The organism is Streptomyces sp. NPDC002324, from assembly GCF_053593335.1.
The window spans coordinates 161871-175060 of record NZ_JBSFCF010000010.1 but is presented as its reverse complement, the minus strand read 5'-3'; the positions used below and the strand labels follow the sequence as shown (position 1 = coordinate 175060).

Annotated in this window: 14 protein-coding genes; 5 read left to right on the top strand and 9 right to left on the bottom strand. The window is 70.9% G+C overall.

Annotated elements, in window-relative coordinates:
- Nucleotides 1-32 precede the first annotated feature (32 nt).
- Nucleotides 33-695: an ATP-binding protein gene (locus ACWCRJ_RS16420; protein ID WP_450939910.1), complete on the bottom strand. Its 663-nt coding sequence runs from the start codon at nt 693-695 to the stop codon at nt 33-35.
- A gap of 258 nt (nt 696-953) precedes the next feature.
- On the opposite strand from ACWCRJ_RS16420, the gene ACWCRJ_RS16415 reads away from it, so the two are divergent.
- Complete coding sequence (locus ACWCRJ_RS16415) at nt 954-1802, top strand: helix-turn-helix domain-containing protein (RefSeq protein WP_450939909.1); 849 nt, start codon at nt 954-956, stop codon at nt 1800-1802.
- The gene (locus tag ACWCRJ_RS16410) at nt 1799-2008 is read left to right on the top strand and encodes a DUF397 domain-containing protein (RefSeq protein WP_450939908.1); all 210 of its coding nucleotides are present in this window, start codon (nt 1799-1801) and stop codon (nt 2006-2008) included. Before ACWCRJ_RS16415 ends, ACWCRJ_RS16410 begins: the two co-directional genes overlap by 4 nt.
- Before the next feature lie 103 nt (nt 2009-2111).
- Here the strand turns inward: ACWCRJ_RS16410 and ACWCRJ_RS16405 are convergent, their stop codons facing one another.
- The 4 genes from ACWCRJ_RS16405 to ACWCRJ_RS16390 form a co-directional block, all read right to left on the bottom strand.
- Nucleotides 2112-2711 carry a TIGR04222 domain-containing membrane protein gene (locus ACWCRJ_RS16405; RefSeq protein WP_450939907.1) on the bottom strand — a complete coding sequence of 200 codons (600 nt, stop codon included), beginning with the start codon at nt 2709-2711 and terminating at the stop codon, nt 2112-2114.
- 134 nt (nt 2712-2845) lie between these two features.
- Nucleotides 2846-4018, bottom strand: a complete 1173-nt coding sequence (locus ACWCRJ_RS16400) for a winged helix DNA-binding domain-containing protein (RefSeq protein ID WP_450939906.1) — start codon at nt 4016-4018, stop codon at nt 2846-2848.
- 98 nt (nt 4019-4116) lie between these two features.
- Nucleotides 4117-5613 carry a hypothetical protein gene (locus tag ACWCRJ_RS16395; protein WP_450939905.1) on the bottom strand — a complete coding sequence of 499 codons (1497 nt, stop codon included), beginning with the start codon at nt 5611-5613 and terminating at the stop codon, nt 4117-4119.
- 482 nt (nt 5614-6095) lie between these two features.
- Nucleotides 6096-6518: an Hsp20/alpha crystallin family protein gene (locus ACWCRJ_RS16390; protein WP_450939904.1), complete on the bottom strand. Its 423-nt coding sequence runs from the start codon at nt 6516-6518 to the stop codon at nt 6096-6098.
- Nucleotides 6519-6717: 199 nt separating this feature from the next.
- Here ACWCRJ_RS16390 and ACWCRJ_RS16385 point away from each other — a divergent pair, with 199 nt between their 5' ends.
- Nucleotides 6718-7020, top strand: a complete 303-nt coding sequence (locus tag ACWCRJ_RS16385) for a hypothetical protein (protein ID WP_450939903.1) — start codon at nt 6718-6720, stop codon at nt 7018-7020.
- Nucleotides 7021-7228: 208 nt separating this feature from the next.
- Here ACWCRJ_RS16385 and ACWCRJ_RS16380 read toward each other — a convergent pair whose 3' ends face one another.
- Nucleotides 7229-8206: a GlxA family transcriptional regulator gene (locus tag ACWCRJ_RS16380; RefSeq protein WP_450939902.1), complete on the bottom strand. Its 978-nt coding sequence runs from the start codon at nt 8204-8206 to the stop codon at nt 7229-7231.
- 166 nt (nt 8207-8372) lie between these two features.
- Here ACWCRJ_RS16380 and ACWCRJ_RS16375 point away from each other — a divergent pair, with 166 nt between their 5' ends.
- Nucleotides 8373-8930, top strand: coding sequence for a protease (locus tag ACWCRJ_RS16375; RefSeq protein WP_450939901.1), 558 nt, complete (start codon nt 8373-8375; stop codon nt 8928-8930).
- A 48-nt stretch (nt 8931-8978) separates the two neighbouring features.
- Nucleotides 8979-9479: a levansucrase gene (locus tag ACWCRJ_RS16370; RefSeq protein WP_450939900.1), complete on the top strand. Its 501-nt coding sequence runs from the start codon at nt 8979-8981 to the stop codon at nt 9477-9479.
- On the opposite strand, the gene ACWCRJ_RS16365 is transcribed toward ACWCRJ_RS16370, so the two are convergent.
- The 3 genes from ACWCRJ_RS16365 to ACWCRJ_RS16355 form a co-directional block, all read right to left on the bottom strand.
- Nucleotides 9470-9955, bottom strand: coding sequence for a hypothetical protein (locus tag ACWCRJ_RS16365; RefSeq protein WP_450939899.1), 486 nt, complete (start codon nt 9953-9955; stop codon nt 9470-9472). The two genes, ACWCRJ_RS16370 and ACWCRJ_RS16365, sit on opposite strands and share 10 nt — an antisense overlap.
- Nucleotides 9956-10243: 288 nt before the next feature.
- Nucleotides 10244-11704 carry an MFS transporter gene (locus tag ACWCRJ_RS16360; RefSeq protein WP_450939898.1) on the bottom strand — a complete coding sequence of 487 codons (1461 nt, stop codon included), beginning with the start codon at nt 11702-11704 and terminating at the stop codon, nt 10244-10246.
- A 101-nt stretch (nt 11705-11805) separates the two neighbouring features.
- On the bottom strand, nt 11806-13182 hold the full coding sequence (locus ACWCRJ_RS16355) for a DUF445 domain-containing protein (protein ID WP_450939897.1): 1377 nt from the start codon (nt 13180-13182) through the stop codon (nt 11806-11808).
- Between the last annotated feature and the right edge of the window lie 8 nt (nt 13183-13190).

The window sequence follows — 13190 nt, the reverse complement described above, 5'->3', positions numbered from 1 at the left end:
GGCCCGCACGGCGCAAAGCTCCGCGCCCGCCGTCAACTCCGCGTCTTCACGGGACGGTTCTGGCCTGAGCGCCGTGTCTTCTCGGTTGCGTGAATCTGGGCCTCGAACCTGGTCTGAGCATGGTCCAGAACCTGCTCCGGGTCTTTGCCGCGTGCCCCGAGCCAGTGCAGGAGGTCGGTGATCACACCGATCACCGCCTCTTCGGCCATGGCCGTGCTCAGCCTGTTGTCGACGGGCGAAGCGGGCGGCGACTTCGTCATGGCGTACACACCGAGCAACGTCTCGGCTCTCGACACCCCAGGGCCGTCGAAACGACCGATCGGCGGCATGACCCCCGTGTCCAACTCGCACCAAGTGACCTTCCGGCCGTCGTGAAGCTGCACACCCCAGCGGTCGGCCACCGCATCGACGAGGGCCATGCCGCGGCCGCACTCCGCATCGGCATCCGCGATCACGAGTGTGGGCAGGGCCCGGGTGTCGGGATCATGCACCTCGATGCGCAGGCGGGCGCCACTCATCGAGACCGCCAGGATGGCCGGGGTGCCGGGACCGACATGCGTAATGACATTCGACACGAGTTCGCTGACACAGAGTTGCGCCTCGTCGGCGATCTCTCGTAGGCCCCAGAGTCCCAGGTGCAGACGCAGCAGGCGCCTCAGGGCGGCGACTTCCTCGGGATCGGCTGTGAACGTCAAGTCCCACGGTTGCCGAGACACACACGGATTCTGGATCACTGGAACCTCTTTCGTCGGTTGCCCACTCCACCCCGACCGCGCCCACTCGACGGAGTGTCACGCCTACTCACAGTGAGTAGTGTCCGCAGCAAGAATGCAGCCAGCTCATCCCTCTATGCAATGTGCACGGCGGGATTCCCACTTCCGAGTGATTGGCAGGCACACCCCTTGGCGCAAGACTGAACGCCCGCTAGTCGACAGATGGTTGAAGGGATTGAAATGGCCGGCTCACCGACGGCGCGACGTCGCCGTCTCTCGATCGAGCTGAAGAAACTTCGCGAGAAGAGCGGTCTCACGTGCGCCCAGGTCGGGGCGGCGCTGGACTGGAGCGGCTCCAAGGTCAACCGGATGGAGACGGGCAGCGGACGGGTACAACCGTCCGACATTGATGCCCTGTGCCGGTTCCACGGCACGAGCGACGAGCTGCGCGAGTTCCTCAAGTCGCTGGCTCGGCAGGCCAAGACCCGCGGCTGGTGGCAGGTGCACGGTGCGGGCGTCCCCGAGTGGTTCAACATCTACATCGGGTTGGAGCAGGACGCCTCGGTGCTCCGCCAGTATCAGTGCGAGTTGTTGCCGGGCCTCATGCAGACCGAGGGGTACGCCCGCGAACTCCACACGACGGGTGCGCACATGTCCGTTCAGGACATCGACCGAGCCGTACGCGTTCGCATGGACCGCCAGGCCATGCTCGCTCGTCCCGACGCGCCCGATGCCTGGTTCGTCGTGAACGAAGGGGCCGTGCGCAACGTCGTCGGGGACCGGGCGCTGATGCGGGAACAATTGGAGCGTGTCGTGGAGTCCGCCGAGTTGCCGTCCGTCACCTTGCAGGTCCTCCCCTTCGACTCGGGGACCTGTCCGGCGACAGGCTCGTTCACGATGCTCGGCTTCCCTGCCCCGGAAGACCCTGATCTGGTCTACCGGGACGGCATCACCGATGCCGTCTACCTGGAAGGCGAGCATCATGTTCGTGAGTACACGAGGGCGTTCGACGGTCTGCGAGCAGCAGCTCTGAGCCCTCAGCGGTCCGCCCAGTTGATCAAGTCCGTCTTGAAGGAATGCGCCAGATGAACATCGCAGGGACCGGCGACGACGACCGTCCGACGTGGTTCACGTCCTCGTACAGCAACGGCGCGGGAGGCGAGTGCGTGGAGTGCGCAATATCCGACGATCACGCACTGATACGTGACTCCAAAAATCCGAACGGCCACGTCATCGCCGTCGGCAGTGATGCTTGGCGCCCCTTTATCGATGCTCTGAGGCAGAGGAAGCCGTGATCTACAAGAGCGAACTGGGGCGGGACATCCTCGCCGAGCCGAGCCTCCTCTTCGCGTGACCCCGCAGGCGCGTCCGAACGGTTACGTCCCCACGCGCCTGGCCTCAGTCGCCACCACCCCCGCCCCCGCCCCCGCAGCTGAAGCCCCCGCCCCAGTCCGGGGTGGAGTCGGTGTCGAGGTCTGAGTCGCGGTCCAGGGCCCTGCCCATGCGGGTCAGCGTGCGGCCGAGGCCCGACGGCAGGGGACGCGCGCTGAGGACGCCGCGTCGGACCGGGCCGTTCGAGAGCGCTGCGGGGCCGTCGAGGACGTAGGTGGGCAGGTTCTCGTCGTGTTGGGCTGACCGCAGTCGCCGTCTGCCCGCCCGGGTCGGGCGGCGGCGGGTCCCCGTCACCAGGCCTCGTGCGGCCAGCCGACGGCCGATCTCCTCGATCTCCGGGGAGGTCCGCAGAGCGGTGGACACGGAGGCGACGGTCCGGCTGCGCGGGCACCAGGCGATCACGGCCTGCTCGACCGGATGCTCGGGTCGGACCTCGCCCACAGCCCGTACCCGTGAGGCACGAATTCTGAGCAACCCGGCCTCGGACAACGCGATCACCGCGCTGTCTGCAACCCGTTGCACCCCACCCGCCAAAAAAGCCAGGTCATACATGTCCAGGGCCTCGGACTCCCCCACGACCACCGCCGACCGCCGGAACAGACGCATTCCTCGTCCCCCCTTCGCAGCACTTCAGCTGTCGGCAGTGTCGCCGGGCGGGGGTGCGCACAACCCTGTTCCAGCCCGGTTCAGAGCATTTCTTGAGCTGCTGCGGGGGGACGCTCAGTACGGTCCGGCTTCTCTCAGAGTGAGAACAGCCGAGTCTCCGCCGCCTCCGGGAACGGCTTGGTCCACCAGTGGTCGTAGCGGCCGTACGGGGTCGCGTCTCCGCGGGCGGTGAGGAAGGTGTGCAGGGTGGTGGCCTCCGACTCCAGGGCTTCCCAGACCTCGTCCGGGAGCCGATGGAAAGCCGTGGCCTCGATCCCGTCGGCGAGCGGGCGCCATACCCCCGCCACATAGCCGTCCACCAGCAGCGTCGGGAGGACGTCGCCGTTCATGCGGGTCACGTACCTGCGGTACTCGGCGGGGAGGAGGCGGCCCCGGTCGGCGTAGGCCAGGAGGGTGCTGTCCCACATGGGCAGCAGGCGGGGTGGGGCGGGGGTGTCCTCCGGGGGGCGGGGGGCGTCCGGGATGTCGTGGAGGGTCTGGTCGGTGTCGGCGGCTTTGAGGGTTTCCAGTTCCTGCGACATGGCGGTCAGTGCCGTCTTGATGCGGCGCTGTGGGACCAGTGCGAACTGGGCCATGTCCGCCACCGACGCCGGGCCGAAGCCCTGGAGGTAGCGGCGGATGAGAGTGCGTAGGCCCTCGGCGGCGGCGTCCGGGTCGGTGAGGGCCGGGCGGGGGGTGGCCGCCACGTACGACTGGCGGGTGTCGAAGGACCAGGGGCCGCCGGTGGGGGCGTGCCACAGGGGCGCGTAGTGGCGGAGCATGCGGTGGCCGCCGGTGTCCAGGGCGGTGGTGGTGCCGAGGTGGTCCTCCAGCCAGGTTCTGAGTTCGGCGGCGGTGCGCGTGGAGCCGGCCGCGTAGGTCAGGAGGGGTGGGAGGAAGGTGTCGGCGTCGGCGGGGGTCAGGCCGGAGGCGCGGTAGCGGGGGTCGCCCAGGCGGGAGCCTCGGAGGGTGGGTTCCATCGCCTCGCGGAACGGCGTGTAGTCGTCCGCGTGGACGGTGTGGACCGTGATCCGCATCAGGGTCGCCCTGACCAGGCTGTGGTCGGTGAGCGCCGCGTCCAGGGCCGCCGGGTCGAAGGGGGACAGGCGGTTCCAGAGGGCTATGTACGGGGAGGCCGGCTGTTGGGCCTGCAGGGCCACGACTCGCCGTACCGCCTCCGGTACGGTCAACGGCTCGCGTGCGAGGAGGAGTTGGCGGGCCAGAGTGGCACGGTTGAGTGCGCGGGCGGTGAGTTTCGGGGTCCCCATGGCGTGATTCTCTCCCCCGCGCGGGTGAGGGGTCCCCGTCCCGCGGGCCCTGCCCTCCGTAGGGGACAGGGCCCGCCCGCATGGAACAGGGCGGCTTACTACGTCTTCGCCTCGCCCTTCGTCAGCAGCCACTCCTCGTGCAGCGCGCCGAGCGGGATCTTCTTCTGGAAGATCGGTGTGCCGAAGACGGAGAGCTGGATGTTGAGGGTGCCGGTGAGGTCGATGCCGCCGTACAGGGCCCAGGAGCCGGAGGCGGAGCCAGTACCGTCGGACGAGCCTTCGACGGTCGCGTCGGCCTCGGCGCGGAGGTAGGGGGCCACGTCGGCGGTGACGCCGACCGTGCCGTAGAGGCCGACCGTCGCCTCGGCGCCCATGGCCGCCTTCACGTCCCCCACCGCCGTGACCGTCGTCTTCAGCGGTTCACCCGTCATGTGGGACTCGCTGACGCCCTGCCAGCCCTTGGACCAGGTGAAGTTGCCGCCGACCTTGAAGTCGCCCTTGAGGTCCTGCTCGACGTCGACCGTGACGCGGCCGTCGGCGTCCACCTGGAAGTAGCAGACGAGGTCGAGGTTGACGACGATCGGGACCGGGCCGACCTGGATGACGGGGTCGGCGTGCAGTTCGGCGAAGGGGATACGGATCGGCTTGCCGTCGGTCGAGCCGGCCGCGCGGCCCTTCAGCGACCACTGGGAGGCCCAGTCGCCGGTGAGGCCCAGGAACGCGCCGGCGGGCGAGGAGCCCGTGCCGGAGCCGGAGCCGTCGTACGAGAAGGCGACCTCGGGGGCGAGCTGGACGAAGCCCTCGACCGACGCGGCGGCCGAGGCGGGGGCGTCGGGGGCGGTCTCCACGGCGGCGCCCACGTCGATGCGCAGGCTGCCCAGCGGGAGCTTCGCGCCCTCGGGGCCGAAGGTGAGGTCGCCGGTCTTCGCCCAGGAGACCTTCACGCCCTGGACGAGCGGGTCGACCTCCATGGTGGACGGGTCGACGGGGACCGTGCCGTCCGCCTCGCTCTCGCCCAGGACCGCGTCGAGTTCGGCCGGCTCCGTCTCGACCGTCGCGCCGCCGTCCGCCGCGGTGTCGACGATCTCCGTCACCTCGGCCAGTACGCCGTCGGGGGCGCCGGGGGCGGGAGCGCTGGCTATGACGTCGCCGACGGCCACGGCGGCCTTGGGCTTCGCGGCGCCGGAGCCCGTGTCCGGGGACGTGTCGGGGTCGTCCGGAGCGGAGGTGCCCGGTGTGCCGGTCCGCGACGGGCTCGCCGACGGCTCGGCGTCCGCGTCGCCGGACGGCGGTGCCGCGATGACGGCCCGGCCGCTCTTCTGGTCGTACGAGGCGACCTTGAGCGCGGACCTCTCGGCCTTGCCCCGGTCGGGCGCGTTCGCGTCGGCCACGGCGGTGGGGGTGGCGTCGCCGTTCGGGGCGGCGACGACGGCGAGTTGTTCCTCGGCCGCCCCGGGGTCGGGGGTCTCGGCCGTCGTGGCGGCCGCCTTGCCGGTGGTGGCGGGGGATTCGGTGGAGCAGCCGGTGGCCAGCAGGGTCGCGACGGTGATCGCCGACAGTGCCGTGACCAGGGCATGTCTTCTGAGCATGTGCACGCGTGAGTCCTCGGGAGCGGTGACAGGGGGGTGCGCTGCAGGAGGGACGGGAGGAACAGGGGGGACAGGAGGGACGGCTGGGCGTCATGGCGAAGGGCCGTGACGGCATGCCGGAGAGCAGGCGCGAGTGGTGAGGCAGCACCTGGCGGTGGGGGGTCGGCCGGGCGGCACAGCTGTCCTCATGACAGCGCGCACGCGGTGGTTACCTCCCAGTAGCCATGCATGAGCATGCCAGGCCATCGGGGCGCCGCGAACCACTTCCCCCGCACCTTCGCAGTGGCGTGGATCACATTTCGACGGGACTCAACTGTCTTACTCGGAAGGGGAGTTGCGGAAGGGGAGTTGCGGAAGGCGGTCGACCAGGGGTCGGCGCTCGCGAGCGGACGCCCGGACGCGGACGCACGGGAGGGGCGAGAGGGATGAGAGGCACAGGGGCTGCGCCTCTCACCCTCCCGCCCCTCCGCAGTGGGCGCGGTGCCGGGTCAGCGGTTGAGCTGGCGGCGGTCGGTGCCGCCGCCGACCTGGATCTTGCGCGGCTTGGCCTTCTCGGCGACCGGGATGCGCAGGGTCAGGACGCCGGCATCGTACGAGGCGTCGACGCGGTCGGCGTCGAGGGTGTCCCCGAGGAACAGTTGGCGGCTGAAGACACCCGTCGGGCGCTCGGCGGCGACCATCTCGGCGCTCTCGGGGGCCGGGGAGCGGCGCTCGGCGTGGACGTTCAGGACGTTGCGCTCGATGTCCAGGTCGATGGTCTCCGGGTCGACGCCCGGGAGGTCGAAGTGGACGACGAAGTCGTCGCCGGACCGGTAGGCGTCCATCGGCATGACGGCGGGCCGGTTGTCGGAACCGAACACCTGCTGCGCGAGTCGGTCGAATTCGCGGAAAGGGTCGGTGCGCATGAGCATCACGGGCACTCCTCTCTTCTGACGTTGGGTGCGATGCCCTCTGAATTCCTACGGCTTCTTATATAGCTCGGAGGAGGAAACTTGACAACCCCCGACTCAGGTTCGTCGGTCGCGGGCACCCCGGAGCTAGCCTCGATCACGCCGGTCGGCAGCGGCGATGAGGGCATCGCACGCACGTCGGGAACAGCAGGAGGCAGTGATGGCGAAGGTCCCCACGGCGGCGGTGGCCGCGAGCGGGCTCATCGGTGGGTACGGGGTGGCCCGCTGGACGAAGAAGCGGCCGCTCGGCGGGGCGGTGCTGGCCGTCGCCGGGGCCGCGGCGGCCCGGCAGTGGCAGCAGGCGGCCGGGGGCCGGGCGGCGGGGGCGTTGACCGCGGGGTACGTGGCCGCGTTCGCCGGGTCGCATCCGCTGGCGAAGAAGGTGGGCGCCTGGCCGGCGGTGTTCGGGGTGGCCGGGGCGGTGGCGCTGGCCTCGTGGGTGGTGGCCGACCGGAAGGGGTAGGGGTCCTTGTCCGGTCGATGGGTGCGGGTCGGTTCCGTGGCTGCTCACGCAGTTCCCCGCGCCCCTGACGGGGCACGCCAGGGGTTGCTCGCGCAGTTCCTCGCGCCCCTGACGGGGCATGCCAGGGGGTGCGCACGTAGCCCCGCACCCCCGGCGGGGCTCGGCCCAGAAGACCGCACCTCCTCTCAAGACCGCCCCCGAGCCCCACTCACCGCCCCCGCGGCCCACTCCCTTCCCCCTCCCCCCGAAAAGCCCGCCGGTACGCGTACGGGCTCGTCCCCACCACCCTCTTGAAGCGGTCCCGGAACGCCGTCGGGGAGCCGAAGCCCGCCTGGGCCGCGACGCGTTCGACCGTGTGGTCGGTGGACTCCAGGAGGTACTGGGCGCGGCGGACCCGCGCCCGGTGCAGCCACTGCAGGGGCGTCGTACCGGTCTGTTCGCGGAAGCGGCGGTTCAGGGTGCGGGCGCTGGTGCCGGCGTGCAGGGCGATGTCGTCCAGGGTCAGATCCCGCTCCGCGTTCTCCTCCATCCAGCGCAGCAGGGGCTCCATCGTCGCGCCGGCGGGGGCCGGGGGCTGGTCCTGGACGATGAACTGGGCCTGACCGCCCTCCCGTTCGAGGGGCATGACACACATCCGGGCGGTGAACGCGGCGACCGCCGACCCGTGGTCCCTGCGGACCATGTGCAGGCACATGTCCATGGCCGCGGCGGCGCCCGCCGAGGTGAGGAACTGGCCGTTGTCGACGTAGAGGACGTTCGGGTCGACGGTGACCTCGGGGTGGCGGGCCGCCAGATCGGGGGCCGCGATCCAGTGGGTGGTGGCGCGCATCCCGTCCAGCAGGCCCGTCGCCGCGAAGAGGAACGCGCCGACGCAGATCGAGGCGATCCGCGTCCCGCTCGCCGCCGCCGCGTGGAGCGCCTCCGTCACGCCCGGCGGCAGCGGCGCGGTCGGGTCGGCCGTGCCCGGGAGGATGATCGTGTCGGCCTCGGCCAGCGCCTGAAGCCCGTACGGCGCCCGCACGCTGAACGGCCCCGCCTTGACCTCCCCGCCTCCCTCCACCGAGCAGACCCGCACCCGGTACGCCTCCCGGCCGTCCGGCAGCCGGGCCCAGCCGAAGGTGTCGATGGGGGCCGACAGGTCGAAGGGGATCACGTCGTCGAGCGCCAGTACGGCCACGGTGTGCATGGCGGGAGCGTAGGCCTGCGCCGGTTTTCCGCCAAGCGCTGCTCGCCCTGCCTGCTTCACCGAGGGCGCTCCTCACCATCGCCCGGAAACCCGGCTGGCGAGAATCCGTTGACCTCTGGCAATCCCGCCACTTCCACGGGATCTCGGCGCGTCCTACCGTCCCTCCGTGACCAAGTTCCTGCTCTCCCTCCACGTCCTCGCCGCGATCATCGCCGTCGGGCCCGTCACCGTCGCCGCCAGCATGTTCCCGCCGAGCGCGCGCAAGGCGCTGGCCGAACCCGGTGGCGAGCGGGCGGTGGCGGCCGTACGGCTGCTGCACCGGATCTGCCGGGTGTACGGGGGTGTGGGCATCGCCGTGCCGGTGCTCGGGTTCGCCACGGCGATGAGCATGGGGGTGCTGAACGACGCCTGGCTGATCGTGTCGATGCTGCTGACCGCCCTCGCGGCGATGGTCCTGCTGGCGCTGGTGCTGCCCCGGCAGGAGGAGATCCTGGCAGGGGTCGCGGGCACCACCGGAGGCACCGCCGTCGACGCCAGGGACACCGCAGTCGACCTCGCGAGCACCGCCGTCGACCTCGCGAGCACCGCCGTCGACGCCAAGGGCACGACCGTCGACGCCCGGACCACGGCCCGACTCGCCATGTTCACCGGGGTGTTCAACCTGCTGTGGGCGACCGTCACGGTCCTGATGATCGTGCGGCCCGGTTCGACCACGGGAGCGTGACTCGACCCCGCCTTCCCAGCGGTGCTCGGGTGGGTGCATGATCCGGCCATGCATCCACAGCAGTCGCCCTCCCAGGCCTACGTCACCTCCGTGGCCGCCCGTCTCGCCGCCGACGAATGCCGTACGTGGTGGGAGGAGTGGGCCGGGGTGCCCGTGCTCGTCGGGCGCCGGGCCGACTTCCGGTGGAGCTGGATGGGGACGAAGCTGCACCTGTTCACGGTCGCGGCGGCGGTCCAGGAGATCACCATCCCCACCATCGAGACCTTCACCGACCAGGTGCTGACGTACGCGAAGAAGACGAAGGGCGGGCTGCCGGCCGGGATCCAGAACGGCGTCGGCGCGTTCCCCGTGCTGGTCAGCGACCGGGTGGACCCGGCGGCCATCCGGTGGGCGGAGGCCCAGCAGCGCAACAAGTGGGCGTGCATGGCCCGGCCCGTGGTGGTCGACAGCACCCAGCAGTACGTGGGCTCGTACCGGGGCACCCCGGTCGTCGGCCTCGCCTACTCCTCGTACTTCGAGGACAAGGCCCGGCGGTACTTCTACGGCTGACCGGCGGCCGAACGGTCCTGGGACCGGCTGTGGATCAGCCACCTCTCGTCCACCGGCTCCGTCCGGAACCGTCGCGCCACCGAAGCCGCGACCAGTACCCACGCGCCCAGCACCAGCGTGAAGAAGGCCCAGGACAGGGGCCATACGGCAGCGTCCGGGGGCTCGGCGGGGGCGTGGAAGGACACGTACATCAGGGCGGCCGGCGGGACGGCGACCAGGAGCACGGGCCAGGCCAGGGCGTCCCGGTGGCCGAAGTAGGCCGCGAGGAGCAGGAGGACGAGGGCGAGGACGATCACGCGCGTGACCGTCACCGGGGTCGTCTGCGTGAGGGCGCCCTCCAGTTCGGGCCGGTCGCGCAGGTCCCACGGAAGACAGAGGCGGTACGCGGCCGCGGCGAGGGCGGCGCCGAGCAGGCGGGTCAGCCAGCGTTCCGGCCAGGGGCGCGTGCGCAGGGGGCGGAGCAGCTTCTCGGTCATGCGTATGAGGGTTCCGGGGCGGGTGGCGGGCCGACAGAGTACGGGTACTCAGACCGGCCTGCTCCCCCGTACCCAGAAGGCGCCCGGGTGGGCCGCCTCCCGAAAGGGCCACGGCTCGAAGGGCCATAGCCCGAAGGGGCCGCGGGGAACCGCGCGACCGGCCCCGACGGCGCGGCAGCCGACGAACGATCCGATCCGGTCCGATCCGGTCCGGTCCGATTGGATCCGATCCGATCGATCCGGCCTGCCCGCCCCGCCCCGCCCCGGCCTGCCCCGCCCCGGCCCCCGCTAGGCGGAGCTCCGCGCCGACAGCGGCTCCGCGATGTCCTCCAGCGAGCGCTGCTCCGCGCGTACCGCGAGGAAGGCCGCCACCAGGCCCGCCGCGCACATCAGGCTCGCCCCGATCCGGAAGGCGAGGACGGTGTCGCCGACGACGCCGGACTCCGTCAGCTCGGCGAAGATCAGCGGGCCGCTGATACCGCCGGCGGCTGTGCCGAGGGCGTAGAAGAAGGCGATGGCCATCGCGCGGGTCTCCATGGGGAAGACCTCCGAGACCGTCAGGTAGGCGCTGCTCGCGCCGGCCGACGCGAAGAAGAGGACCACGCACCAGCAGGCCGTCAGGGTCACCTCGTCGAGCGAACCCCGGCCGAACAGCCAGGCGGTGACGAAGAGCAGCAGCCCGGAGAGCAGGTACGTCGACGAGATCATGATCTTGCGGCCGACCGTGTCGAACAGCTTGCCGAGCAGCAGCGGGCCGAGCAGGTTGCCGGCGGCGATGACGGCGAAGTAGTAGCCGGTGTCGGAGGTCGGGACGTCGTAGAAGGTGGTGAGGATCGCGCCGAAGCCGAAGGTGATCGCGTTGTAGAGGAACGCCTGGCCGATGAAGAGGGAGAAGCCGAGGATCGCGCGGCGGCGGTACCGGGAGAAGACCGTACGGGCGATCGTGCCGAAGCCGATGCTCTCGCGCTGATGGACGGTCATCTCCTGGTCGGTCGCCGGCAGCGGGCGGCCCTTCTCGGCCTCGACCCTCTCCTCCGCCTCGCCCACGAGGCGTTCGGCCTCCTGTTCATGGCCGTGGATCAGCAGCCATCGTGGGCTCTCGGGGACGTTGCGGCGGACCAGCAGGATCACCAGGCCCAGGACGACGCCGAGGGCGAAGGTCAGCCGCCAGCCGACGTTCGCCGGGAAGATGTCGGTGTTCAGGGCGACGATCGACAGCAGCGAGCCGCCGATCGCGCCGAGCCAGAAACTGCCGTTGATGACGATGTCGACGCGGCCCCGGTACTTGGACGGGATCAGCTCGTCGATGGCGGAGTTGATGGCCGCGTACTCGCCGCCGATGCCGAAGCCGGTGAGGAAGCGGAAGAGGAAGAACCACCAGGTGGAGAAGGAGACGGCCGTCAGCGCGGTCGCCGCCAGATAGACCAGCAGGGTCACCATGAACAGCTTCTTGCGGCCGAACCGGTCGGTCATCCGGCCGAAGAAGAGGGCGCCCGCACAGGCGCCCGCCACGTACAACGCGGCCGCCATACCGGTGACCTGCGCGGACGTGATCGGCAGTCCGCTGCCCTCCTCGGAGAGCCGGCCCGCGATGTTGCCGACGACGGTCACTTCCAGACCGTCGAGGATCCACACGGTGCCGAGACCGATGACGATCGTCCAGTGCCAGCGCGACCAGGGAAGACGGTCCAGGCGCGCCGGAACGGCCGTGGTGATCACACCCGGTGACTTCGAGTCAGTGACGGACATGGGCTGGGGCTCCCTCCACCTGAGCGAACCCGATCCGTGTGCCCCGACGAGCAGCAACTACGCCCCGACCGCCGGCGGAGCGCCCGTGCTCCCACCGCCTCCTACGCCCCCAGCGCCCGCGACACCGTGTAGATCAGCAGGCCCGCCAGGGAGCCCACGACCGTGCCGTTGATCCGGATGAACTGCAGGTCGCGGCCGATGTTGGCCTCGATCTTCCTGGTGGTGTGCTCGGCGTCCCAGCCCGCGACGGTCTCGGTGATCAGGGAGGTGATCTCCGCGCGGTAGGTGGTGACGACATGCACCGCCGCCCCCTCGATCCACTTGTCGAGCTTGTCCTGCGCGCTCGGTTCGGTGGCCATCCGGGTGCCCAGCGACAGCAGGGACGAGCGGACCCGCAGCCGCAGCTCGCTGCGCTCGTCCTCGGCCGCGGACACGATCATCGACCGTACGGCCGTCCAGGCGGAGGCGATGAGGTCCTGGACCTCGCCCCGGCCGAGGACCTCGCCCTTCAGCCGCTCCACGCGTGCCCGGGTCTCCGTGTCGGACTGGAGGTCGGTGGCGAAGTCGGTGAGGAAGCGGTCCAGGGCGCCACGCGCCGGATGGGTGGGCGAGTCGCGCATCTCGGTGGTGAAACGCAGCAGCTCCTTGTAGACCCGCTCGCCGATGCGCCGGTCGACGAACCGCGGGGTCCAGCCGGGGGCTCCGCCCTCGACCGCGTCCATGACCTGCTCGTCGTGCAGTATCAGCCAGTTCTGGGCGCGGGCGCAGATCAGGTCCACGATCCGCCGGTGGCCGCCGTCCGTGACGATCTTCTCCAGCATCTTGCCGATACCGGGCGCGATCTCCTGGGCGTTGGCCCGCCGGGTGATCGCCTCCCCGACCACGGCCTGCACGTCCGAGTCGCGCAGCACGGTCAGCGCGCCCCGCAGGGCGGTCGCCAGTTCGGCCGTCACCCGGTCGGCGTTCTGCGGTTCGGCGAGCCAGGCACCGAGCCGGCTGCCGATGCCGACGGCCCGCAGCCGCTGCCGTACGACGTCCTGGGAGAGGAAGTTCTCACCGACGAACTCACCGAGCGAGACGCCCAGTTGGTCCTTCTTGGTGGGGATGATCGCGGTGTGCGGGATGGGCAGTCCGAGCGGATGCCGGAACAGCGCGGTCACGGCGAACCAGTCGGCGAGCGCGCCCACCATGCCCGCTTCGGCGGCCGCCGCGACATATCCGGCCCAGGCGCCCGCGCCCTCGTGCGAGGCCCACTTGGCCAGCACGTACACCACGGCCACGAAGAGCAGCAGCCCGGCGGCGATGAGCTTCATCTGCCGCACGCCCCGCTGTTTCTCCTCGTCGGCGGCGCTGAACGTGGTCATGGTGCGGTGCGAGGCGCGCGCGGGGGCACCGGCCGCCTCCGCCGCCCGCCGGGCCCCTCCGGCCGGTTCCGCGGGCTCTGCGGGTTCTGCCTGTTCCGCTTCCGTACGGTTCATTCGCTCCA